This is a genomic window from Nonomuraea polychroma (assembly GCF_004011505.1).
In the GTDB taxonomy this organism is placed as follows: Bacteria; Actinomycetota; Actinomycetes; order Streptosporangiales; family Streptosporangiaceae; genus Nonomuraea; species Nonomuraea polychroma.
Genome location: NZ_SAUN01000001.1, coordinates 8,144,455 through 8,166,248, shown reverse-complemented (window position 1 = coordinate 8,166,248; position 21,794 = coordinate 8,144,455). Strand labels below are relative to the sequence as shown.

The window sequence follows — 21,794 nt, the reverse complement described above, 5'->3', positions numbered from 1 at the left end:
TTGTGTCAGTTCGGGGGATTGGGCTTTATGCGAACGCGACGGGGTGCCCGGATCGTGCTGCTCGATCGTGATGAGCGGGTCCTTCTGATTCAGCACCGGAACGACGGCGCCATCGTGGTGCCGGGCTCGCCCGTACGGGATCTGTTCTGGATCCCGCCCGGTGGAGGTGTCGAAGAAGGAGAGGACTTCCTCGACGCCGCGCGGCGGGAGCTGGTGGAGGAGACCGGGCTGACGGACGTCGAGTGGGGCCCGTGCCTGTGGATTCGGGACGTTCAGGTGACGTGGAACGGGCGGCCGGTGCACAAACAAGATCGGTACTTCCTTGCCCGGTATCGCGGCAGTGCCGATGACGTCAGCCGTGCCCGTTTGGATCCGGGCGAACAGGAACTGATCATTGAGCTGCGATGGTGGTCCCTGGAAGATCTGGCCGGTGCCGACGGGGAGGCGTTGCGGCCTCCAGGGTTGCCCGAGTTGCTCGCCGACGTGCTGGCGGGACGGCTGCCGGATGGGCCACGCGTGCTGCGTGCGTGAGGACGCGGCACGGCAGGCCGCGGTCCCCAGCGGTCAGCGGCGGTGCCACATGGCGTTGAGGCGGTGCGCGGTCGCCTGGTACGCCTCCTCGACCGCCGGCGTGAGCACCACGTCCGCACCCGGCCCCGCGGCGGCCAGGCACTCGCGCAGCACGATGGACTCGGCCGTGTCGGCGAGGTCCAGCAGGCCGCTGATGCTGGCGGCGGCGGCGACCAGATCCGTGCCCGACAGATTCGAGCCGCCGGCCTCCAACGCGTCGCGTACCACGCCCGCGCGCACCGCGCCCATGCCGAGCGCGGCGGCGGCGGCCGACAGCGTCGCCACGTCGAGCGGGTCGACGTCCACCAGGCGCAGCGGGACGTGCTCGGTCCGGCCGCCCGGCGCGTACAGCCGGCCCGCGAGCCTGGAGGCCGCGGCGCGCTGTCCCTGTGTGGGCCCGAGCGCTCGCCACAGTCGGCGCAGTGCGGTCAGCGCCGTGCCGTTCGCCAGCGGGCCGGGCAAGGTGGCGCCGTCGTCCTCGGCGGCCTTCAACGTCAGCAGCAGTCGCTCCAACTCCTCGATCGCGCGGGCCAGGTCCTCGCCCAGGTCGGGCACCAGGACCACGCGCGGGCCCAGAGCTGTCATGCGCCCCTCCGGGTGAGGGCGGGGACGGGCGGGGCGCTACCAGGCCCGGAGGTGGGGGCGGGCGAGTCGCCTCTGGGCTGGGGCGTGCGTGCGGGCCTGACGTCGATGGGCCGGGAGGGAGCGAACCGGAGGTTGCCGGGCAGCGGGGCGTGGGCCGAGTGGGCGTCGCGGGGTGAAGGCGGGGCGAGGCCGGTGGCTAAGTGCGTGCGAGCCTCGACGGCAGCGCCGACCGGCGCGTGCGCCGGGGACAGCGGGTGCTGAAGGGGGGTCACATTCGCGAGGGTACGCCGCACCCCGGGCGTTCGCCGGTTACTGCGATGAAATGTGATTGTTGCTCCTGTTTGGCGCCCGCATCGGAGACCACGCTCAGTGGTCGTGCGCCCGATCCGGGTCTGCGTGCTCGGCGTCGTACGCCGCCACGGCGCGCTTGCCCGCGGTCATCCGCCACGCCTGCTCCAGCAGCGCACCGATCTCCGCCCAGTCGGGCTCGACGTCATGCAGGTCGACGCCGACCCACGACTTGACGTAGGCGGGCCGGAAGTAACGTGCCGGGTCGGCCGCCATCAGCGTCTCCAACTCGCCCGGCGGCGCCTTCACGGCCAGCGTCAGCCGCCCGTCCCCGTGGTGGTCGATGAGCAACCAGGCGATCCGCTTGCGTCCCAGCATGAACCCGACGTGCCCGAACGAGTCCTCGGCGACCACCCCGGGCAGCCCGCCGGCCAGCTCGGCCAGCCGATCACGCACCCGCTCGACGTCCGCATCCGTCCACCCGCCTGCCATGCCAAGCAGCCTAGAACCCGGCACCGACAATACGCTGGCCGAACGGATCGAATTGGACCTGGCACTCTTGACCGCCGGGGCCCTATTCTCACGCGTCGTGAAACTCTTAAAAAGCGCGGCATTGGCGTGCGTCCTGACGGCATCTATCGCGGTCATGGCCCCCACCGCGGCGGCGGCGTACCCCGTGAAAGACCCCAAGCTCACCAAGAACCCGCTCTACGAGGCAGGTGCGCTGCCGACGACCACGTGCGCGGAATCGGAGCTCAAGCGCAACAATCTCACGTTGGCCCGCGCCTATCTGGACGCGGTCGTCGCCTGCCTGGAAACGGCGTGGGAGCAGCATCTCACGAACGCCGGCCTGAGTTACGAGAAGGTCAAGGTCCGGCACATGAACCGGATCCCCAAGAACTACTGCGGTTTCGACGTAGGAAAGGAGGACTCCCAGGCGTGGTACTGCGGCCGTAATGGCACGCTGGTCTTCCAGCTCGGCAAGGGATGGCTCGACAACCCTTACGACCTGTGGCTGTTCAACACGGCGTCCTCCTTGTACGGCTACCACGTGCAGAAGCTCGTCGGCATCTCCGCCGCCTACGACAAATTGCGCTATCGCAACAGGACGGAGTACGACGAGCAGGAGCGTCGCCAGAGCCTGCAGTCCGAATGCCTCGGTGGCGTCTTCATGAAGAGCGTGTGGCCGATCGAGGGCAGGACCACGAACGACTGGAACGAGTTGCTGGACATCGTCCAGGGTGACGAGCCCGGCGAGAGGCGTTGGTTCGGCAAGACGTCCACCGTCAAGTCGTGGATGAGGCGCGGGTTCGCCAGCGGCGATCCGGGCTCCTGCAACACCTGGGCCGCCCCGTCGTCCAAGGTGGCGTGAAGGCGGATCATGTAAGGGCTAATATAAGTGCTGTTATATCCCTGTGGAGAGGAGCCGTCCGCTTGTATCCCCCGATTGAGCCGTACGACCACGGCATGCTCGACGTCGGCGACGGCAACCTCGTCTACTGGGAGGTCTGCGGCAACCCCGAGGGCAAGCCCGCGCTCGTCGTGCACGGCGGGCCGGGCTCGGGCTGCTCGGTCAACATGCGGAAGACGTTCGACCCGGAGCGTTACCGGGCCGTCCTGTTCGACCAGCGCAACTGCGGCCGCAGCCGGCCGCACGCCAGCGACCCGGCGACCGACCTGACGGCCAACACCACGCACCACCTGATCGCCGACATGGAGCTGCTCCGTGAGCACCTCGGCATCGACAAGTGGCTGTTGTACGGAGGCTCGTGGGGCTCGACGCTGATCCTCGCCTACGCGGAGGCGCATCCCGAGCGGGTGTCGGAGATCGTCATTCCCGCCGTGACCACCACCCGCCGCTTCGAGATCGACTGGCTCTACCGCGGCGTCGGCAGGTTCTTTCCCGAGGAATGGGAGCGGTTCAGGCAGGGCGTGCCGGAGGCCGACCGCGGCGGTGACACGTTCGCCTTGCTGGCGGCGTACTCGCGGCTCCTGTCCGATCCCGACCCCGGCGTCCGCGCGAAGGCCGCCCGCGACTGGGTCACCTGGGAGGACGCGGTGATCTCCCTGGAGACCAACGGCAAGCCGAACGCCTACAGCGACCGGCCCGACGACGCCGTGATGGCGATGACGCGGATCTGCTCCCACTACTTCTCCAACGGCGCCTGGCTGGAGGAAGGCGTGCTGCTGCGCGAGGCCGGGCGGCTGGCGGGCATCCCCGGCGTCCTCATCCACGGCCGCCTGGACCTCGGCGGACCGCCCGACACGGCGTGGCACCTGGCCCGGGCGTGGCCGGACGCCCGGCTGATCGTGGTGGACGACTCCGGGCACACCGGCAGCGAGACGATGCGGAAGGAGATCTTCGCGGCGCTGGACGCCTTCGCCGATCGCTGACCATGTGTGGAACTCCGCGGCTCGCGATCATCTGAGGGCTTGAGGACGGCGCCCGGTGACCATCGCCTCGCCGTCGGTCGATGCCGTACGGGAGCCGCGGGTTCGCACGATCATGACCGTAACCGCGCCGCCCATTCGGCCACCACCCATTTAACGTTTCCGGCCCGTACGGCGGCCGGAAGGCGCCTGCGGCGGGAGCACCTCGACCGACGTCTTGCGAATGTGGTCGTAGACCAGCGAGGTGCGCACGTCGGCGATGTTTCGGTGGCGCGCGACGTGGTCGAGCACGAAGTCGCGCAGGTGGCTCGCGTCACGCACGGCCACTTGGATGATGAAGTCGTCGCCGCCCGACACGACGAAGACGGCGAGGGTCTCCGGCAGGGCGGCGACGTAGTCGCGGAAGCCTTCGACGGCCTCGCGGATCTTGGGGTGCAGCCGCACGTTGATCAGCGCCTGGACGGGGCGGCCGATGGCGTCGAGGTTGACCTCGGCGTGAAAGCCCTCGATCACGCCGTTCACGCGGAGCGAGCGGACGCGTTCCAGGCAGGTCGAGGGCGCGATGCCGATGCGCTCGGCGAGCTCGCGGTTGGTCTGGCGGCCGTCGCGCTGCAGCTCGACGAGGATCGCCGTATCAAGTTCGTCCACGAGCCCATCCTCCCACCGATCTCCGAATTTCCTTCGGTATTTGTCATTCTCTGTTGGCGGAATGACGGCGTCGATGTGACTCTTCTGTCAGAACTTCGGAGAAAGGACCGTAGATGAGCGTGCTCGCCGAGCTTGACCGCCGCACCGATCTGCCCACCAAGAAGTTGCCGGTCAAGTGGGTGATCGTCATAGACCGCGACCTGCCGCGCGGGTTGCAGGCCAACGCCGCCGCCTGCCTGGCGGCCTCCGTCGGGGTGGCGGTGCCCGCGATCGTCGGATCGGGCGGCGTGGACGGCTCGGGGGTCCCGCACGCGGGGCTGCCGTGGACCGGGTGCGCGGTGCTGGCCGCCCCGGCCGCGATCGTGCGCCGGATCAGGAACGACGCGGCCGCCGAGGCGGATCTGATCGTCTCCGACATGGCCGACATCGCCCAGCGGGCGGACGTCTACGACGACTATCTGGCCGCGCTGGCCCGTACCGAAGATCTCTCTTACTATGCGGTCAGCCTGTTCGGGCCGCGCCCGGTCGTGGAACGTCTCACCGGGCGGCTCCCGCTCCTGCGCTGATCGCCCTCAGGGCGCGGCCAGGCGGGCGGCCGGCAGGGCGGCGAAGACGATCAGGGACAGCCCGCAGGCCGCCTCCAGGAGGCGTACCGCGAGGGGCGGCAGCGCCCGGCGCAGCAGGGCGATGAGGCCTGCGGAGATGAAGCACCAGGCGAGGGAGGAGGTCATGAAACCGGTGAAGAAGACGGCGAGTCCGGTCAGGTCCGCGTCCTGCCCCAGGACGGCGCTGACCGCCCCGGCCGCCCCCGACCAGTAGACGACGTTCCAGGGGTTGCCGAGCGACATGGCCGCGCCGACCGCGAGCGCTCCTCGCCCTGAACGGTCGCCGGAAGCCGTCTCGGCACGTGGGAACGCGGCGTCACGCAGGGCCGTCACCCCGAGCCAGCCCAGCAGCAGGCACCCGGCCACCGTCAGCGGGACACGCAGTGCAGGCACCGCGAACAGCGCCCCGACGCCGGCCAGCCCGAGCAGCGCCCACACGGCGTCACCCGCCAGCGACCCGACCTGCACCGCGAACGCCGGGCCGAACCCGCCGCGCACGCCGCGCCGCAACGACTCGCTGAAGACCGCACCCGGCGCCGCGTTGAACAACAAGCCGATCCAGAGGGCCAGCACGAAGATCTCGGACATGACAGTCAATCTGGCGGTCGCAGGCCCCTGGAGTCTTGTCAGATGTTGATGCGGCGGTAGCGGCCGGGGGTGACGGCGTACGCGGCCGTGAAGTGCCGGTGGAAATGTGCCTGGTCGGCGAAGCCCAAGGCGTGCGCCACGTCGGCCACGGGCTCGCCGCGCCGCAGCCGCCGGCGCCCCTCCGCCAGCCGCGCCTGCAGGTGCCACGCGTACGGCGGGCAGCCCGTGGCCCGGGTGAACGAGCGTATGAGGTGCTCACGGGACATCCCGGCGTCCTCGGCCAGACCGGCCACCGACGGCGGGCTGGACAGGTCGGCGCGGAGCCGGTCGAGCACGGAGGCGATCCTGGCGTCGTCAAGGGTGCTGTCGCCGGCCCGGCCCGTGCCGGCCAGGTCAAGCAGGCGCAGCAGCACCAGGGTCAGGCGTTCCTCGATCAGTGCCGGATCGCCGCCCGGCAGGTCCCTGACCGCCCGCAGCAGCTCGGCACGGAGCGGGGCGGAGCGGACGACCGGGCGCTCGAAGTCCACCGGCGCGCCGCCGGTCAGCGCGGTGAGCGCGGCAGGCGGAACGTACCAGCTCACGCAGGTGAACGCCGTCCCGTCGGGCGTCCGCGTCGTGCAGGACTGGACCTGGCCGGGGTTGTAGACGGTCACCTCGTCCAGGTCCACCTCGAACGAGGCACGGTCCAGGCGTACCGCCTCGCGGCCGCACAGGTTGGTGCTGATCACGTAGTCGTCGTGGCTGTGCCGGGGGAACCCGCCGGACGCCGGTCTGACGACGGCCAGCTGCGTGCCGTTCACGTCCCTGACCTGCTGCATATCGGAAAGGTTAGGTCATATGCGTACGCGTTCGTCCTGGCTGACCGCGCCCGCCGCGACCTCGTCGAAGGAGGGAGCGGCGACCGGCGAGCGCGGCGACGCCGCCGCACCGGCCGTACGTCGGCGATCCGGCCGCTGACCGTGACCCGGCGACCGGCCCGTCCCCTGGCAGGGGCGGACCGAGGGTTGTGCTATCTTGGAATGGTCGTTCCAAGATAGGAAAATGTCGATGCCGGACGTGAAGCACTTCGACCCCGATGCCGTGCTGGAGCAGGTGGAGCGCCTGTTCTGGCAGCGCGGCGCGGCCTCCACGGGGATCGCGGAGGTCGTGGCGGCCACCGGGCTCAGCCGCTCCAGCCTGTACGCCACCTTCGGCGGCAAGCAGCAGCTCTACGTGCGGGCGCTACGCCGCTACGTCGAGCGGCGCTCGCAGCCGGTCTTCCAAGCCCTGGCAGGCGACGGACGCGGCCTGGAGGCCGTCGAGGGCTTCTTCGGCCGGCTGATCGAGGACCGGTGCTCCGGCGAGCACGCCCGCTGGGGATGCATGGTCTCCAACGCCCACGCGGGCGGGGAAGGCGGCGATCCCGAGGTGCGTGACGTGCTGGACCAGCACCAGCGCCGGCTCCGTACCGCGATGCGCGCGGCGCTGGAGAGCGCGAGCCTCCGCCCGGGGCTGGACCTCGACGCCGCCGCCGAGATGCTCGCCCTGCTGGCCTACGGGGTCAATCTGCGCTCGCGGGCCGGCGCGGACGCGGCCGACCTGCGGCGGGGCGTGTCCGCCGCACTCGACATGCTGAGAAACCACGAGGAGCAAAGATGACCAGACCGCAGGCCGTGATCTTCGATGTGAACGAGACGCTCACCGACATGGAGCCGCTGCGGGCCAGGTTCGAGGACGTCGGACTGCCCGGCCACCTCATGGACACCTGGTTCGCGAGCGTGCTGCGTGACGGCTTCGCGCTGGCGGCGGCCGGCGGGTACGCCGAGTTCGCCAGGATCGCTCATGACGTGCTCAGGGGGATGAGCCTGGAGGACAAGGCGATCGGCCATGTGCTGAGCGGGTTCGCCGAGTTGCGGGTGCATCCCGACGTGCCGGAGGGCATGCGGAAGTTGCGCGAGAGCGGCATCCGGCTGTTCACGATGACCAACGGTGCCGCCGCCATGACCGAGGGCATCCTGCGCCGCGAAGGGCTGCTGGACCTGGTGGAGGCCAGGCTGGACGTGAGCGGCCCAGGGGTGTGGAAGCCCGCCCGCGCGGCCTACGAGTACGCCGTCGGCCAAGCGGGCGTGCGCCCCGAGCAGGCGGCCCTGGTCGCCGTGCACCCCTGGGACATCGACGGCGCCCAGCGGGCCGGGCTCGTGGGGGCGTACCTGGACCGGCGCGGCACGCCGTACCCCAGTGTGCTGAGCGCCCCGACCGTGTCCGCCCCCGATCTGCGGGCCCTGGCCGATCTCTGGAGCTGACCGTCACGGCCTGCCGGGGAAGAAGTCCGCACCCTGGACGTACTCCATCGCCTTCGTGAACTCCGGGTCGCTCATGCGGCGCTCCCACTCCTCCGGCGAGACGTCCTCGATGTGGGTCTGGATCCACCACAGGTTCCCGAACGGGTCCCGGACCCGGCCCACCAGGTCGCCGAAGGCCAGGTGCGTGACCTCCGTGACCGATGTGCCGCCCGCCTCGACGGCCCGGCGGTGGGTGGCGTGGGCGTCGGGCACGTACAGGCGGAGGAAGCCCGGCGTCGGCGGCCAGTCCGGCTTCGCGTCGAACAACATCACGATCGCGTCGCCGATCCGCACCTCCGCGTGCCCGATGCGGCCCTGGTCGTCGGTGACGCGGCCCAGCTCCACGGCGTCGAAGGCGCTCTTGATCCAGTCGATGAGCCCTGCGGTGTCGTGCGAGATGAGCCATGGCGTCACGGTGGTGTAGCCCTCGGGGATCGGCTTGAAAGTCATGTTTTCCTCCCGGAAAGTGCGATGCCATCACGCTATTCCGGATGTAGGTCAGAACCTGACCTACATGGCACGGCATTCTGGATTCATGAGTGAATCCCGCCTCCTCAGCCTCCTCTCGCTGCTCCAGACCCCGCGCGAGTGGTCCGGCGGCGAGCTGGCCGAGCGGCTCGGTGTCAGCCGCCGGACGATCCGGCGCGACATCGAGCGCCTGCGCGACCTCGGCTACCCGGTCGAGGCCAGCATGGGCGCCGACGGCGGCTACCGGCTGGTCGCGGGCAGGGCCATACCGCCGCTGCTGCTGGACGACGAGGAGGCGGTGGCCATCGCGGTCGGCCTGGCCACCGCGGCCAGGCATCCGGTGCAGGGCATCGAGGAAGCGTCGGTACGGGCTCTGGCCAAGCTGGAGCAGGTGTTGCCGTCCCGGCTGCGGCACCGGGTGCGATCCCTGGGCGGCGCGACCGTCCCGCTGCCTGCCGTCGAGACACCCGAGGTCGATCCCGAGCAGCTGACCACGCTGGGGACGGCGGTGGCGAACCGGGAGCGGGTGCGATTCGCATACCGGGCCAACGACGGAGTCACCCGTACGCGCCTGGTGGATCCGCACCGGCTGGTGGTGGCCGGGCGGCGCTGGTACCTGCTCGGGCACGACCACGAGCGCGACGACTGGCGGATCTACCGCATCGACCGCATCACAGACCTGCGCGCGACCGGCGCCAGGATCGTGCCGCGGGAGCCGCCTGCCGAGGACGCCGCCGCGTACGTGCGGGACAAGCTCTACTCGACGGTCCCCACCTACGAGGCCGTCGTCACGCTGCACACGCCCGTCACGGAGGTGATCAGGGGAATGGGCGAGGTCACCCCGGTCGACGAGCGGACCTGCCGGCTACACATGCACGGTGACACCCTGGACTGGCTGGCGTTCCGGCTGCTCGCGCTGGGGTGCGAGTTCGAGGTGCACGAGCCGCCCGAGCTCGTCCCGCACCTGCGCGCGCTGTCCGCCCGCCTCAGCCGAGCGGCCGGTCGGCCAGGAACTCCAGCACCATAGGACTGGCGACCACACGGAACTCCTCGAAGTACGCGCGGCGCACGTCCTGCACGGCCGGCACGTCGGCTACACGCCTACGATCCTGCCAGGCAGGAAAAAAGTTCCGGCATGAGGTCCGGTCCGCCGTCCCGGCTCCGACGTCCCTCGTGAAAGCCACGCAAGAGAGGACCACCAGCCATGAAGTACATGATCCTTTCGTACGCTTCCCAGCGGGACTACGAGGCCATGGCAGGCAAGGACACCGGCCTGCCCGTCTGGTCGGAAAAGGACCTGGCGGCCATGGGCGAGTTCATGACGACCGTCAACAAGGAGCTGGAGGAGTCAGGCGAGCTGGTCGAGACCCGCGGCCTGACCGCGCCCGTCCACACCCGAAGGGTCGGTGCCCGCGACGGTCAGCCGTTCGTCACCGACGGGCCGTACGCCGAGACGCAGGAGGTGCTGGCCGGCTACTGGATCGTGGAGTGCGAGAGCATCGACCGGGCCACCGAGATCGCCGCCCGCCTGGGGCAGTGCCCGTACCCGGGCAACGCCTACGACAACGCCTACGCCGACATCCGGCCCATCGCCGAGGCGGCCGACGACATGGGGTTCTGATCGACGACACACGGGACGAGGACCTGCTGCGCGAGCTGGCGCCGCAGGTCCTCGGCGCGCTCGTCCGGCGTTACGGGCATTTCCCCACCGCCGAGGACGCCATGCAGGAGGCGCTGCTCGCCGCCGCCGCGCAGTGGCCCGAGGAAGGCCGGCCGGAGGACCCGCGCGCCTGGCTGATCACGGTCGCCTCGCGCCGGCTGACCGACCTGCTGCGCAGTGAGCAGGCACGCCGGCGGCGGGAGGACGCCGTGGCGGCGTGGACCTTGCCCGGCGACTGGCTCGCGCCCGCCGCCGACCAGCCGGTCGCCGCTTCGGACGACACGCTCGTGCTGCTGTTCATGTGCTGCCACCCGTCACTGACGCCGTCCTCCCAGATCGCGCTCACGCTCCGCGCGGTCGGCGGCCTCACCACCGCGGAGATCGCCCGGGCGTTCCTGGTGCCCGAGAGCACGATGACGCGCCGCATCACGCGGGCCAAGCAGCGCGTCAAGGACAGCGGCGTGCGCTTCCGGCTGCCGAGCGAGGCCGAGCGCACCGAACGACTCGCCGCCGTGCTGCACGTGCTCTACCTGATCTTCAACGAGGGATACGCCAGCACGTCCGGGCCCGACCTGCAACGTGCCGAGCTGGCCGCCGAGGCGATCAGGCTGGCCCGTATCGTCCACCGGCTGCTGCCCGGCGACGCCGAGGTGGCCGGGCTGCTCGCGCTCATGTTGCTCACCGACGCCCGCCGCCCGGCCCGCACCGGTCCCGACGGCGCGCTGATCCCGATGGCGGAGCAGGATCGCAGCCTGTGGAACACCGCCCAGATCGAGGAGGGGATCGCGCTCGTCACCGGGGCACTTGCTCGGGGGAGGGTGGGGCCGTACCAGCTGCAGGCGGCCATCGCGGCGGTGCACGACGAGGCGCCGAGCGCGGAGGAGACCGATTGGCCGCAGATCGCGGCGCTGTACGAGCTGCTCATGCGCATGTCAGGCAACCCCATGGTGGCGCTCAACCACGCCGTCGCCGTGGCCATGTCCCAGGGGCCGACCGCCGGGCTGGCCCGGCTCGAACGGCTCCGCTCCGACGAGCGCATCGCCGCGGACCACCGGATGTACGCGGTCAGGGCGCACCTGCTGGAGATGAGCGGGGACCACGCGGCCGCGCGGGAGGCGTACGAGGAGGCGGCGCGGCGCGCCATGAGCCTCCCGCAGCAGCGCTACCTCCACGCCAGGGCCGCCCGGCTGAAGGGCTCAGACTGACCCCGCTTGTGCCGTGAACGCCGTCAGGCTCTTCAGTTCGTGCCGCTTCACCTCGGCGAACAGCTCCGACAACCCTTCCTGGATCCGCGCCAGCTTGTCCTCGGGCAGGCGCAGCGTGCGGGCGATCCTGGACGGGTCGCGGCCGCCGTGCCAGGCGATCACCGCCCGGCCGCCCGGACGGGTGACGCGGCGCACCTCCCGCAGGCCGTCCATCAGGTCCGGCCAGAGCGCCACCGTGTTGACCGTGACCACGCAGTCGAAGCTCGCCTCGGGGAAGCCGGTGTCGGACGCGGTGCCCAGCCGCAGGTCGGCGCCGCCCGCCCGGCGAGCCGCCTGCTCCCGCATCTCGGGCGAGGGGTCGACGCCGCAGACCCGCCCGGCGCCGGTGCGGGCCAGCAGCCTGATGAGCGCGCCAGGGCCGTATCCCACCTCCAGGACGTGCTCGCCTGGCCGGATGTCCAGCAGGGACAGGACCTCCTCCTGCCGGTTGGTATAGAGCATGAACCACCCCGCCATCCGGCCGAGCAGACCTGACGGCGAGGCGAAGGGCGAGTTGACGGGGCCGCCCGTGACCCACGATCTGGTAGCCATAGCTCCACCAAAGCGGTTCAAGCCGACTTGAGGTCAAATGGGGACATGGACCTCGTTCCCATCGGTGAAGCTGCCCGCCTCCTCGACATGAATGCCTCCGCGCTGCGTTACTACGAGGAACGCGGCCTGGTCGCCCCCGTCACCCGCAGCGGAGGCCGTCGCATGTACGGCAGGCAAGAGCTGCGGCGGCTGGCCTTCGTCCGGACGATGCAGCAGCTCGGCATCGCGCTGGACACCGCCGGGGCCGTGCTGGACGCGCCGGGGGAGCAGTGGCGCGCGGCCGCCGCCGAACAGATCGACGTGCTGGGGGAGCTCATCAACCGGGCCAAGACCGCGCAGTATGTGTTACGGCACGCGATCGAGTGCCCGGCCGAGCATCCCGCCCAGGAGTGCGAGGTCTGGATCGGCCTGGTGGACCGGCTCGTCGAGGGCGATACGTTCGCGCAGCTCGCCGCGGAGCACAGGCCGGAGTGAGCGCGCACCCCGGGAGACCCTCGCGGATCCCCCGGAAAATTGTGCGGCGCGGCGGGGAATGTTCCGCCGGGGGGTGTGGTTACATAGATCGTGGCCGGTGTGTCCAGTGTCCCCGGGCCTCACCTATTGCCTTCGCGGACTACCGTTCGGCTGGAGCCGCGTTGTGCCTTTCGCCGAGAGGCGACCTGCACACCGGTACGCACTCGTTGAGCGCCCGCCCTCCCCGGAGGGCGGGCGTTCTCGTGTGTTCATGCCTTCGCGTAGTAGGGGTCCGTCACACCCCCGGGGCAGGCCAGTGCCTCCGTGTCGAGGCCGGTCAGCCGGGCCCCAGCCTGGTAGGCGCTGTCCAGGAACTCCAGCACGCTCGCGACCGGGTCACCCATGGCGCGAACGTCGTCGTACCGTAGGACCGCCAGGTGGGTGCCGCGTGAGGTGATCCACTCGGCCTGGGCAGGCCGCAGCGGCTCCCGTTCCAGCCCATCGGGCTCCGGCGCGGTGTAGGAGTAGAACGCCGGCCACGGCCGCTCCTTGTCCCCGAACCAGAACCCCGAGCTGATGACCTCCCAGCTGTAGGCCTCACGCGTCACCGCGTCGGCCTCCGGCGGGACCGGCACCGCCCGCCCGGTGAACCGGGTGACCGCGATGTCGAAGGTGTGCCAGAAGTGGTGCACGGGGCTGGTCTTTCCGGCGAAGTCGGCGGCGAACCGGTCGAGCAACTGCGCGACCTGGGACAGGATCCGCCAATACCGGTTGATCAGCACCGGGTCGTAGCGCGCGTGCACCGTGTCCTCGGGGAAGGGCGTGTCGTCCCCCAGATCGAACGGCACCGCCCAGATGTCCGGCCGGATCCCCAGCTCCGCCAGCGTGTCGAACAACCGCTGGTAGAACCCGGCCACCGACTGCCCGATCAGGCTGAACTCCGCACTGCGGCCGTCGAGCACGTCCACCACCAAGCGGTGCCGTACGAGGTCGAAGTCGATGCTGAACAGCGGTTGCTCGCCCAGCCCGCCCATCGGCCGCGCCGTCAGCCCGCGCCCGGTCGGATGAAACGGCACCTGCCACCAGTGGTTGCGCCGGTTGCTCGACACCAGCCGGATCTTGCCGACGATCTGCGCGAACCGGTGAAAGGTCTCTTTAGCCTCGGCCCACTCCGCGAGCGGCATGGCAGGGAAGAGTTCCATGAGGGCATGGTAGCTACACTGCGTGATCGGCCAGCTCCCAGGGGTCGTGCGCGGACATGACGACCACCCCGTGGTCGTGGACGAGCGAGCGCAGGCGTTCCTGGCTCGACACGCGGCGCTCCGCGTCGACCTGCGAGTCCAGCTGCACGACGTCGAACAACGGATGGGACTGCGGATCCTTGGCCAGCTCACCGTGGTAGAAGTACGCGTCACCGGCGTGCAGCAACCACCGGTCGCCGTCGTGGACCGCCACCCCGGCGTGCCCCTCCGTGTGCCCTTCGAGCGGCACGAGCAGAAACTCCTCCGGCAGGCCTGTGAGAGGCCGCACGCCCTCCACGTCCAGCCACTGGGTGCCCGTGCCGGGGTAGGTGACCCAGCGCGGCCCGTGCGCCCAGTGGCCGGTCCGGTAACGGCGGTTCGGCGCCTGCGCGAGCGCGGCCTTCACCTCCGCCTCCATCACGTGCACCTGCGCATCCGGGAAGTCGGGCAGACCGCCGCTGTGGTCCACGTCCAGGTGAGTGAGCACGATGTGGCGCACGTCGCTGGGGTCGTGGCCGAGCGCGGCCACCTGCCGCACGGCGGTCTCAGCAGGCGCCAGCACCGGCCCGACGAGCTCCGTCCATTCGTGTTCCAGCAACTCGCCGGGGCGGGTCACGTCGTCCATGCCGAGCCCGGCCTCCACCAGCACCAGCCCGGAGGAAGGGGTCTCGATGAGCAGGGCGTGGCAGACCGCCGGCGCGGCCGGGCCGCCGTCGAGGGCGGGGATCTCGCGCATGGAGCCGAGATTGAGATGGTGAATTCGCATGCGGCTAGACTGCGACTTGAAGCGCGGTTCAAGTCAAGGGAGCCGGATGGACACGTTGCTCGACATCGGCGAGGTGGCCAAGCGCAGCGGGCTGGCCGCGTCCGCGTTGCGGTTCTATGAGCGCAAGGGCCTCATTCAGGCAGACGGACGCAACGGGCTGAGGCGGGCATACCGGCCGGAGACGCTGGAGCGGCTGGCACTGATCACCTGCGCTCGCGACGCCGGGTTCACGCTCTCCGAGATCGCCGCCTTCCTGCGCGCCAGGCCGTCGGACACGCGGCTGCGCGAGCACCTGGCGGCCAAGGAACGCGAGGTGGACGCGCGGGTCGCGCAGCTCACCCGGCTGCGCGACAGTCTGCGCCACGCGGCGGTCTGCGAGCACGACCCGCTGGTCGAATGCCCCGAGTTCAAGCGGGCCGTGCGAAGCGTTCCAGAAGGTTGATCAACCAGAGCTCGTGCGCCGGCCCGAGCTGACGTACTTGCGTGGGCGCAGAGCGTGGGTGCGCAAGGCCGCCAGGGCGGCGAGCTGCCCCGGCCGGTCCATGCGCACCACCAGCTCGTCGCTGAACGCCAGCCCGAGGGCAGTCAGCTGGGCGACCAGGTCAGCCACCGGCGCGGCGACGTCCTGCGGGCCCGCGGCCGGATGCCAGCCCTCGCCGCCGACCACCTCCGCGACCCGCTCGTGCAGCTTGGCGGGGGACATCAGGGTGCCGTCGGCGAGCAGCATGAGCGCGGCCTCCCTGGCCGACACCTCGAAATCGTGCTCGCCCTTCGCCAGCAGCAGCCTGGTGACCGCGGACCACATGGCCTCGGGTGACTTCAGCAGCCGCTTGCCGTAGTCGGTGATGACGAGTTTCGCGCCGTCGCGGCTGATCGCGCCGAGCTCCCGCTCGGCCAGCTCGCGCAGCCTGAGGGCCTCCGGCGACGGCGCCAGCCGCAGCGGCAGCGTGCCCTCCCTGGCCGCCAGGGACAACAACCCGTGCAGGGCCGGCAGGGGCTGCGGGGTCACGGGGGCGTGCAGGCGCACCTCGAACGGCTGCGCCAGCTCCCGCCTGGCCGGGCCACGGCCCAGCACCCAGCGGTTGAGCCGCTCACCGTGCACCCGGTTGAGCCAGCTGTCGCCACCCAGCTCGGCGCGCGGCTCGGTGAGCCAGCGACGGGTCAACGCGGCCCGGTCCACCGTCTCGCCGGAGACGATGGCCAGCTCCAGGGCCGCGGAGCAGGCGACGTGCGCGCCGAGCTCCTCCGGCCCCATGATCATGCTCCACTGGAGTTCCGGCACGTCGGGCGGGAGCACGCCCGTGGCGTCGAGCGCCTGCTGGTAGGCGCTGGTGCCCGCGTCCTCGCCCTCACTGGCGTAGGTGCGCAGGATCTGAACGGTCGTCGGGGACACGCACAACGCGGCGTAACGCTCCATCCCACCCAGCTGGAGCAGCCGCCCGAGCGAGCGTGCCAGTCGCTCGTGGTCGCCGCCGACCTTCAGCGGCAACGTGTACCAGAGGAACTCGCAGACATCGAGCTGGGTCACCGTCTCCAGCGGCTCCCCACCCGTCAGCCAGCCGACAGCGGTCCTGGCGTCTTCGGCCAGCTCCGGGTGAGAGCGCTCCAACTCGGCGAGAAGGGCGGTGACATCCGGTGCACTCATGCCTGGAAGTTTGCCGTATCGACCCCTGGCCTGACGATGACCGAATCCGGTCCGTATTGGGTCTAGCACAGTGACTACCCTAAGAAAGCACTATAAGACAGACGGTAACCGGCTCAGATCCATCGTTTTTCGAACAACATGCGGGCCTTCCACTCGACGTAGGGGATCAACTCGGCGGACAGGATCGGGTGCAGCCACCAGAAGTTGATCAACGCTAGCAGGGCGAAGGCGCCGACGACGGCGGCTCCGAACGTACGCCGCGCCGGGACCGCCCACGGCTTCATGGGCGGAGGCGTGGCAGGCCCGATCAGCAGCCCGGCGCACAACGTGATGGCCAGCACCATGAAAGGCACCATCGGGATGGCGTAGAACAGGAACATCGTGCGGTTGTCGGCAAACGCGAAGTAGAACCACGGCAGCCAGCCCATCGCGTAGGCCAGCAACACGGCCCCGGCCCGCCAGTCCCGCGAGGAGACGTAGTAGGCGATCAATGCCACGAGCGCCGCCACCGCACCGAACCAGATCACCGGCGTCCCGACGCCCAGCACCGCCTCCGAGCAGTCCTTGACGCCGCAGGCGTTCTGCTTGCCCTCGTAGTAGAAGGCGACCGGGCGCAGCAGCAGCGGCCACTGCCACGGCTCGGACATGTACGGATGCGAGGTCTCCAGGCCGCTGTGGAAGGTGAAGACCTGCCACTGGTATTGGATCCACGACCGCATCGAGTCGAAGACGAAGAAGAGCGGATTGCCCGCCGAGGTGGCCTGCTCCCAGTTGCGCCCATAGCCCTTGTCCGTCGCGAACCAGCCGATCCAGGTCGCCATGTACGCCACGAACGGCACGATCCCGAACGCCAGGATCCCCTGCGGCAGGTCCTTGTTGAACGCGCCCGCGTACGGATGCCGCAACCCCACGGCCCGCCGCGCCCCGAAGTCCCACAGCAGCGACATGATCGCGAACGCCACCGCGAAGAACAGCCCCGACCACTTGACCGACATCGCGAAGGCCAGGCACACACCGGCCGCGAGGCGCCACGGCCGGGCACCCAGCCACGGCCCCTGCGGCGAGACGGGGGAGTTCTCATACCAGGTGACCAGCCGCTCCCGCGCCTGGTCCCGGTCCACCACCAGGCACGCGAACGCGGCCAGCACCCAGAACATCAGGAAGATGTCCAGCAGCGCCGTCCGCGACAACACGAAGTGCAGCCCGTCCAGCGCCAGCAGGAGCCCGGCGAAGCAGCCCAGCAGCGTCGAGCGGGTCATCCGGCGCGCCACCCTGGCCAGGACGAGGATGGACAGCGTGCCGATCACCGCCGCGCTGACGCGCCAGCCGAACGGGTTGAGCCCGAACACCCACTCGCCCAAGCCGATCATCCACTTGCCCAGCGGCGGGTGCACCACGTAAGAGGCGCATTTGTCGAGCGTCTCCTGCGTGCACGACTGCCAGATGTTCGAGTTCCCGGCCAGGATCGCCTTGTCCGCGTCCTTGATCGTGACGCGCTCGACACCCCACGTGATCAGCGAGAACGAGTCCTTCATGTAGTACGTCTCGTCGAACACCACAGCCTTGGGATGGCCGAGGTTCATGAAACGCAGGACCCCGCCGAACAGGGTGACCAGTAGCGGGCCGATCCATCCCCACATCACGCTGCCACGCATGGGAGGTATGACCCGATCGCGCACGGACCGAGTCGGAGGCAGGCTTTCGCCGGCCTCCGATGTCTCGTAGGCCTGGTACGGGGAATCGGTCACCGCCATTCGGACATCGTACGGGGCCCAAGACGATAGGTAAGTCGAAACACGGTCTAATTCGGGTGCCCTGCCACAATGGGCAGGTGGCAGAAGACGGCAGGTTGGTGCTGGCAGGGGCCCCCATAGGTCAGGCGGGTGACGTCTCGCCGCGGTTGCGCGAGGTGCTCGGGAGCGCCGACGTCGTGGCGGCCGAAGACACCAGGCGGTTGCGCAGGCTCGCGGCCGAGCTGGACGTCGAGATCACCGGCAGGGTGGTGTCCTACTACGACCAGAACGAGGCCGCCCGGGCCCAGGAGCTCCTCGAGACGCTCAAGGAGGGCCGCACGGTCGTGGTGATCACGGACGCGGGCATGCCGGGCGTCTCCGACCCCGGCTACCGGCTGACCCGCCTCGCCGTCGAGGCGGGCATCAGGGTGACCGCGTTGCCCGGGCCGAGCGCCGTCACCACCGCGCTCGCGGTGTCCGGGCTGGCCAGTGACCGGTTCTGCTTCGAGGGGTTCCCGCCGCGCAAGTCCGGCGACCGGGCCCGCCGCCTGGCCGCGCTGGCGGGAGAGGAACGCACGATGGTCTTCTTCGAGGCCCCGCACCGGCTGGCGGACTCGCTGGCGGCCATGGCCGAGGCGTTCGGGGCGGACCGCGAGGCCGCCGTGTGCCGTGAGCTGACCAAGACGTACGAGGAGGTCCGCCGGGGCGCGCTCGGCGAGCTGGCCGGGTGGGCGGCCGCGGGCGTCAAGGGCGAGATCACGATCGTGGTCGCCGGTCACGTGGCCGTCGCGGGGGAGCAGGACCCGGACGAGCTGGTCGCCGAGGTGGACCGCAGGGTCGCGGAGGGCGCGCAGCGCAAGCTGGCCATCGCCGACGTGGCCAAGGAGGCAGGCATCCCCAAACGAGAGCTGTATGACCTGGTTCACAAACGCCTATAGTGCGCATCGTGAAGAACAGGGGGGTTTCCCCGCAGCGGCTTGTCCCGCCGTTCCCGGAATCCGCCTTGCTGGGCTGGTTGGGGCCGCTCGTGGTCGCGCTGTTCGGCGGGATCCTGCGCTTCGTCAGGCTCGGCGAGCCCAAGGCCGTGGTCTTCGACGAGACCTATTACGTCAAGGACGCGTACTCGCTGCTCAGGTACGGCGTCGAGCGGGCCATGCTGGGCGACGCCAAGGACCCTGTCGCCGACAAGCGCCTCATCACCGGCAACCTGGACATCTTCCGGCAGTGTCCTGAGCCCGGCGACTGCGCCTCGTTCGTGGCGCACCCGCCGCTGGGCAAGTGGATGATCGGCGCGGGCGAGTGGGTGTTCGGCATGAACCCGTTCGGCTGGCGCTTCGCCGCCGCCCTCGTGGGCACGCTCTCCATCCTCATCCTGGCCAGGGTGGCGCGCCGGATGACCCGCTCGACGCTGCTGGGCTGCCTGGCCGGGCTGCTGCTGGCCCTGGACGGGCTGCACCTGGTGTTGTCGCGGACGGCGCTGCTGGACATCTTCCTGATGTTCTGGGTGCTGGCCGGCTTCGCGTGCCTGGTGGCCGACCGGGACTGGGCGCGGCGGCGGCTGGTCGACTGGTACGAGAGCGCGCCCATCACCGAGCTCGGCCCGCGGCTCGGGGCCCGGCCGTGGCGCCTCGCGGCCGGGGTGTGCCTGGGCGCGGCCTGCGCGGTCAAATGGTCAGGGATCTTCTTCCTCATCGCGTTCGCGGTGCTCAGCCTCATGTGGGACCTGGGGGCCAGGCGGGCGCTGGGGTTGCGGGAGCCGTACCGGGGGGCGTTGTCGTACGACCTGCCCGGCGGCCTGGCCGCGATGGCCCTGGCGCCGGCCGCGGTGTTCCTGGCGAGCTGGACGGGCTGGTTCGCCACCGCCGGCGGCTGGGGCCGCAACTGGGACCGGGCCACCTCGCCCGGCAACCCGTTCTTCTTCGTCTTCGACTCGATGCGGTCGTGGTTCGCGTACCAGAGCCAGGTGCTCGGCTACCACAGCGGCCTGCACGAATACCACCCCTACATGTCGGAGCCGTGGTCGTGGCCGCTGCTCTTGAGGCCGGTCTCGTTCTACTACCCGTCGAACCTGCCGCCGTCGGCGTGCGGGGCCGACCAGTGCTCCCAGGCCGTGCTCGGCGTCGGCACCCCCGCCCTCTGGTACGGCGCGCTGCTCGCCCTGCTCGGCCTCATCGTCTGGTACGTGTCCTCGCGCGACTGGCGGGCCGGGGCCGTGCTGCTGGCCTTCGGGGCCGGCTGGCTGCCGTGGTTCTACTACGCCATCGCCGACAACCGCACGATGTACCTGTTCTACATGATCCCCGTGGTGCCGTTCATGGTGCTGGCGGTCGTGCTGATGGCGGGACTGGTCCTGGGCAAGGAGAGTGCGCCCCCGGCCCGGCGGGCGGTCGGGGCCGCGGCGGTGGGGGCGTTCGCGCTCATCGTGCTGATCAACTTCTGGTGGCTCTACCCGGTGCTGACCGCCGAGACGATCACACAGGCAGAGTGGTGGTCTCGGATGCTGATGCGCTCTTGGGTGACCGCCGCGCCCAAGTGACGCCCTTGCGCAGCGTGATGGCCGCGGCGATGCAGGCCAGGGGGACGGCCGGAAGCACATAGCGGTAGTCGAACTCGGCCGTCGCCGCCGGAGCCAGCAGCAGGCCGACCGCGCCCAGCCACGGCAGCACCACGGGGCCGCCGAACTTCCGCCAGCGCACGACGATGCCGTACAGGCCGATGAGCAAGATCCCGCCGAGCATGATGCCGCGCAGGTAGAACACCTTCTGGTAGCCGCTCATGATGTCGGCCCACGGGTGCACGATGCGCGTCTCCGGCGGGCCCTGCTCGTAGCTGAACGCGTCGGTGTCGGTCCTGCCGCCGGCGTACGACGACCACTTCGGCAACCGCTTCGGCTGGCCGTTGTCGTCGAGCTCCACATACGGCTTGAACTGGTACATGCCGTACGTCGACGGGTCCGGGAACATCGGCCGCGACCAGTGGAACGAGCGGAAGAAGTCCCGCGCGACCACCTTCAGGTAGTCACCGGGCTGCGACATGATCGCCCGCGTGGCGAACGCGCTGGCGGCGTCGTTGGTGATCTCGCTCCACTTCTTCTGGATGCCCCACCGGTGCAGCACCTCGCCGGTGCCCGTGCCGTCGCCGTTGCCCTGGCCCCACAGGTACCACTGCGCGTAGTCCTTGCGCTGGCTCACCGGGTCGTTGATGCACAGGAGCAGCAGCTGGACCTCTTTGTACTTGTCGATGTTCATCTTGCTGCAGTCGGCGAAGATCGCCGTGCGCATGTAGAGGATGAGGCCGTCGCTGTTGGTCATCGCGAACTTGCCGTACGCCGAGGCGAACCAGCCCATGTACGCCATCACCGGGATCGCGCACGCCGTGATCACCGCCGCGATCGGCCGCCAGCCCGTTCGCTTGACCAGCAGATAGAGCACCACCAACGCCAGGATCGGCAGGCCGATCGAGCGCGTCAGCCAGGTCAGCGCCAGCAGGAAGCCGACGACCGCGCCCGCCTGCCACGACAACCGCCGCTTCCACAACACCAGCGTGATCACGGCCACCACGAGCAGCGTGAACATGCTGTCCGACATCACCAGCTGCTCGAGCTGGATCTGGTAGGCGTCGAACAACACCGGCGCCGCCGCCAGCGTGGCGCCCCACTTCGGCAGGCCGAACTTGATCCGCAGCAGCGCGTAGATCAGGCAGGCCGTGGCCAGGCCCATGAGGTGTTGCGTGAGCGTGACCAGCGCGAAGCTGTGGAACGGCTTCAGCAGCATCAGCCAGAAGCTGTAGCCGTCCGGCCTGATCGGGTGCGGCCGCGGGTGCAGCGCCACAGAGACGTACTCGTAGGAGTCGTTGAACCACATGGCCGGGCCGTAGCCGAGCATGGTGATGAGCCGCAGCACGGCGCCCACGCCGAAGGCCGCGGCGAACACTCGATGCCGGCGCAGGAACGACAGCCAACGTGCTGCCCGGCCAGGAGCGGAGTGGTCCACAGGGGTAATCTCCGCGACGCTCACCATGCTGTAAAGAATGCCAG

The 21,794-nt window shown here is 70.1% G+C and carries 26 protein-coding genes; 13 read left to right on the top strand and 13 right to left on the bottom strand.

Features of this window, described 5'->3' with window-relative positions:
- Positions 1-27 precede the first annotated feature (27 nt).
- Complete coding sequence (locus EDD27_RS37215; protein WP_127936559.1) at positions 28-531, top strand: NUDIX hydrolase; 504 nt, start codon at positions 28-30, stop codon at positions 529-531.
- Between the two features lie 33 nt (positions 532-564).
- Here the strand turns inward: EDD27_RS37215 and EDD27_RS37210 are convergent, their stop codons facing one another.
- The 3 genes from EDD27_RS37210 to EDD27_RS37200 all read right to left on the bottom strand — a co-directional run bounded on the left by EDD27_RS37210 (position 565) and on the right by EDD27_RS37200 (position 1,935).
- Entirely contained in the window at positions 565-1,155 is a 591-nt protein-coding gene (locus EDD27_RS37210) for a hypothetical protein (RefSeq protein ID WP_127936558.1), read from the bottom strand.
- Complete coding sequence (locus EDD27_RS37205; protein ID WP_127936557.1) at positions 1,152-1,427, bottom strand: hypothetical protein; 276 nt, start codon at positions 1,425-1,427, stop codon at positions 1,152-1,154. The genes EDD27_RS37210 and EDD27_RS37205 overlap by 4 nt, the downstream gene beginning before the upstream one ends.
- 94 nt (positions 1,428-1,521) lie before the next feature.
- A complete protein-coding gene (locus EDD27_RS37200; RefSeq protein WP_164903957.1) occupies positions 1,522-1,935 on the bottom strand; it encodes an MmcQ/YjbR family DNA-binding protein in 414 nt (137 codons plus the stop codon).
- 154 nt (positions 1,936-2,089) lie between these two features.
- Here EDD27_RS37200 and EDD27_RS37195 point away from each other — a divergent pair, with 154 nt between their 5' ends.
- The gene (locus EDD27_RS37195; protein WP_164903956.1) at positions 2,090-2,815 is read left to right on the top strand and encodes a neutral zinc metallopeptidase; all 726 of its coding nucleotides are present in this window, start codon (positions 2,090-2,092) and stop codon (positions 2,813-2,815) included.
- Between the two features lie 62 nt (positions 2,816-2,877).
- Positions 2,878-3,837, top strand: a complete 960-nt coding sequence (pip, locus tag EDD27_RS37190) for a prolyl aminopeptidase (RefSeq protein ID WP_127936555.1) — start codon at positions 2,878-2,880, stop codon at positions 3,835-3,837.
- Positions 3,838-3,987: 150 nt separating this feature from the next.
- Here pip and EDD27_RS37185 read toward each other — a convergent pair whose 3' ends face one another.
- Complete coding sequence (locus EDD27_RS37185; protein WP_127936554.1) at positions 3,988-4,482, bottom strand: Lrp/AsnC family transcriptional regulator; 495 nt, start codon at positions 4,480-4,482, stop codon at positions 3,988-3,990.
- Between the two features lie 113 nt (positions 4,483-4,595).
- Here EDD27_RS37185 and EDD27_RS37180 point away from each other — a divergent pair, with 113 nt between their 5' ends.
- On the top strand, positions 4,596-5,048 hold the full coding sequence (locus EDD27_RS37180) for a DUF2000 domain-containing protein (RefSeq protein WP_127936553.1): 453 nt from the start codon (positions 4,596-4,598) through the stop codon (positions 5,046-5,048).
- Positions 5,049-5,054: 6 nt separating this feature from the next.
- On the opposite strand, the gene EDD27_RS37175 is transcribed toward EDD27_RS37180, so the two are convergent.
- Both EDD27_RS37175 and EDD27_RS37170 read right to left on the bottom strand, forming a co-directional pair.
- Complete coding sequence (locus tag EDD27_RS37175; protein ID WP_127936552.1) at positions 5,055-5,675, bottom strand: LysE family transporter; 621 nt, start codon at positions 5,673-5,675, stop codon at positions 5,055-5,057.
- A gap of 38 nt (positions 5,676-5,713) precedes the next feature.
- Positions 5,714-6,493, bottom strand: coding sequence for an AraC family transcriptional regulator (locus EDD27_RS37170; protein ID WP_127936551.1), 780 nt, complete (start codon positions 6,491-6,493; stop codon positions 5,714-5,716).
- Between the two features lie 229 nt (positions 6,494-6,722).
- Between EDD27_RS37170 and EDD27_RS37165 the strand changes: the two genes are divergently transcribed.
- Positions 6,723-7,313 (top strand): TetR/AcrR family transcriptional regulator, encoded by a 591-nt coding sequence (locus EDD27_RS37165; RefSeq protein ID WP_127936550.1) that lies wholly within the window; start codon positions 6,723-6,725, stop codon positions 7,311-7,313.
- Entirely contained in the window at positions 7,310-7,957 is a 648-nt protein-coding gene (locus tag EDD27_RS37160) for a haloacid dehalogenase type II (RefSeq protein ID WP_127936549.1), read from the top strand. Before EDD27_RS37165 ends, EDD27_RS37160 begins: the two co-directional genes overlap by 4 nt.
- Positions 7,958-7,960: 3 nt before the next feature.
- Here EDD27_RS37160 and EDD27_RS37155 read toward each other — a convergent pair whose 3' ends face one another.
- The gene (locus EDD27_RS37155; RefSeq protein ID WP_127936548.1) at positions 7,961-8,446 is read right to left on the bottom strand and encodes a VOC family protein; all 486 of its coding nucleotides are present in this window, start codon (positions 8,444-8,446) and stop codon (positions 7,961-7,963) included.
- Positions 8,447-8,531: 85 nt separating this feature from the next.
- Here EDD27_RS37155 and EDD27_RS37150 point away from each other — a divergent pair, with 85 nt between their 5' ends.
- The 3 genes from EDD27_RS37150 (at position 8,532) to EDD27_RS37135 (ending at position 11,329) form a co-directional block, all read left to right on the top strand.
- Positions 8,532-9,491 (top strand): helix-turn-helix transcriptional regulator, encoded by a 960-nt coding sequence (locus EDD27_RS37150; protein WP_127936547.1) that lies wholly within the window; start codon positions 8,532-8,534, stop codon positions 9,489-9,491.
- Positions 9,492-9,668: 177 nt separating this feature from the next.
- Complete coding sequence (locus tag EDD27_RS37140; protein ID WP_127936546.1) at positions 9,669-10,085, top strand: YciI family protein; 417 nt, start codon at positions 9,669-9,671, stop codon at positions 10,083-10,085.
- Positions 10,082-11,329 (top strand): RNA polymerase sigma factor, encoded by a 1,248-nt coding sequence (locus EDD27_RS37135; protein WP_479680945.1) that lies wholly within the window; start codon positions 10,082-10,084, stop codon positions 11,327-11,329. The genes EDD27_RS37140 and EDD27_RS37135 overlap by 4 nt, the downstream gene beginning before the upstream one ends.
- Here EDD27_RS37135 and EDD27_RS37130 read toward each other — a convergent pair.
- The gene (locus EDD27_RS37130; RefSeq protein ID WP_127936545.1) at positions 11,321-11,920 is read right to left on the bottom strand and encodes a class I SAM-dependent methyltransferase; all 600 of its coding nucleotides are present in this window, start codon (positions 11,918-11,920) and stop codon (positions 11,321-11,323) included. The genes EDD27_RS37135 and EDD27_RS37130 overlap by 9 nt on opposite strands.
- A 45-nt stretch (positions 11,921-11,965) precedes the next feature.
- On the opposite strand from EDD27_RS37130, the gene EDD27_RS37125 reads away from it, so the two are divergent.
- Positions 11,966-12,394 (top strand): MerR family transcriptional regulator, encoded by a 429-nt coding sequence (locus tag EDD27_RS37125; RefSeq protein ID WP_127936544.1) that lies wholly within the window; start codon positions 11,966-11,968, stop codon positions 12,392-12,394.
- A gap of 248 nt (positions 12,395-12,642) precedes the next feature.
- Here EDD27_RS37125 and EDD27_RS37120 read toward each other — a convergent pair whose 3' ends face one another.
- Positions 12,643-13,575 carry a DUF5996 family protein gene (locus EDD27_RS37120; RefSeq protein ID WP_127936543.1) on the bottom strand — a complete coding sequence of 311 codons (933 nt, stop codon included), beginning with the start codon at positions 13,573-13,575 and terminating at the stop codon, positions 12,643-12,645.
- A 13-nt stretch (positions 13,576-13,588) separates the two neighbouring features.
- Positions 13,589-14,380 carry an MBL fold metallo-hydrolase gene (locus EDD27_RS37115; RefSeq protein WP_127936542.1) on the bottom strand — a complete coding sequence of 264 codons (792 nt, stop codon included), beginning with the start codon at positions 14,378-14,380 and terminating at the stop codon, positions 13,589-13,591.
- 46 nt (positions 14,381-14,426) lie between these two features.
- On the opposite strand from EDD27_RS37115, the gene EDD27_RS37110 reads away from it, so the two are divergent.
- On the top strand, positions 14,427-14,822 hold the full coding sequence (locus tag EDD27_RS37110; protein ID WP_127936541.1) for a MerR family transcriptional regulator: 396 nt from the start codon (positions 14,427-14,429) through the stop codon (positions 14,820-14,822).
- Here EDD27_RS37110 and EDD27_RS37105 read toward each other — a convergent pair whose 3' ends face one another.
- Entirely contained in the window at positions 14,823-16,025 is a 1,203-nt protein-coding gene (locus tag EDD27_RS37105) for a hypothetical protein (RefSeq protein ID WP_164903955.1), read from the bottom strand. It abuts the gene before it with no gap.
- 113 nt (positions 16,026-16,138) lie between these two features.
- Positions 16,139-17,779 carry a dolichyl-phosphate-mannose--protein mannosyltransferase gene (locus EDD27_RS37100; RefSeq protein ID WP_127936540.1) on the bottom strand — a complete coding sequence of 547 codons (1,641 nt, stop codon included), beginning with the start codon at positions 17,777-17,779 and terminating at the stop codon, positions 16,139-16,141.
- Between the two features lie 77 nt (positions 17,780-17,856).
- Here EDD27_RS37100 and rsmI point away from each other — a divergent pair, with 77 nt between their 5' ends.
- Positions 17,857-18,696, top strand: a complete 840-nt coding sequence (rsmI, locus tag EDD27_RS37095) for a 16S rRNA (cytidine(1402)-2'-O)-methyltransferase (protein WP_241564464.1) — start codon at positions 17,857-17,859, stop codon at positions 18,694-18,696.
- Between the two features lie 8 nt (positions 18,697-18,704).
- A complete protein-coding gene (locus EDD27_RS37090; protein WP_127936538.1) occupies positions 18,705-20,294 on the top strand; it encodes a dolichyl-phosphate-mannose--protein mannosyltransferase in 1,590 nt (529 codons plus the stop codon).
- Here the strand turns inward: EDD27_RS37090 and EDD27_RS37085 are convergent.
- The gene (locus EDD27_RS37085) at positions 20,230-21,777 is read right to left on the bottom strand and encodes a hypothetical protein (protein ID WP_241564463.1); all 1,548 of its coding nucleotides are present in this window, start codon (positions 21,775-21,777) and stop codon (positions 20,230-20,232) included. The two genes, EDD27_RS37090 and EDD27_RS37085, sit on opposite strands and share 65 nt — an antisense overlap.
- Positions 21,778-21,794: the final 17 nt, after the last annotated feature.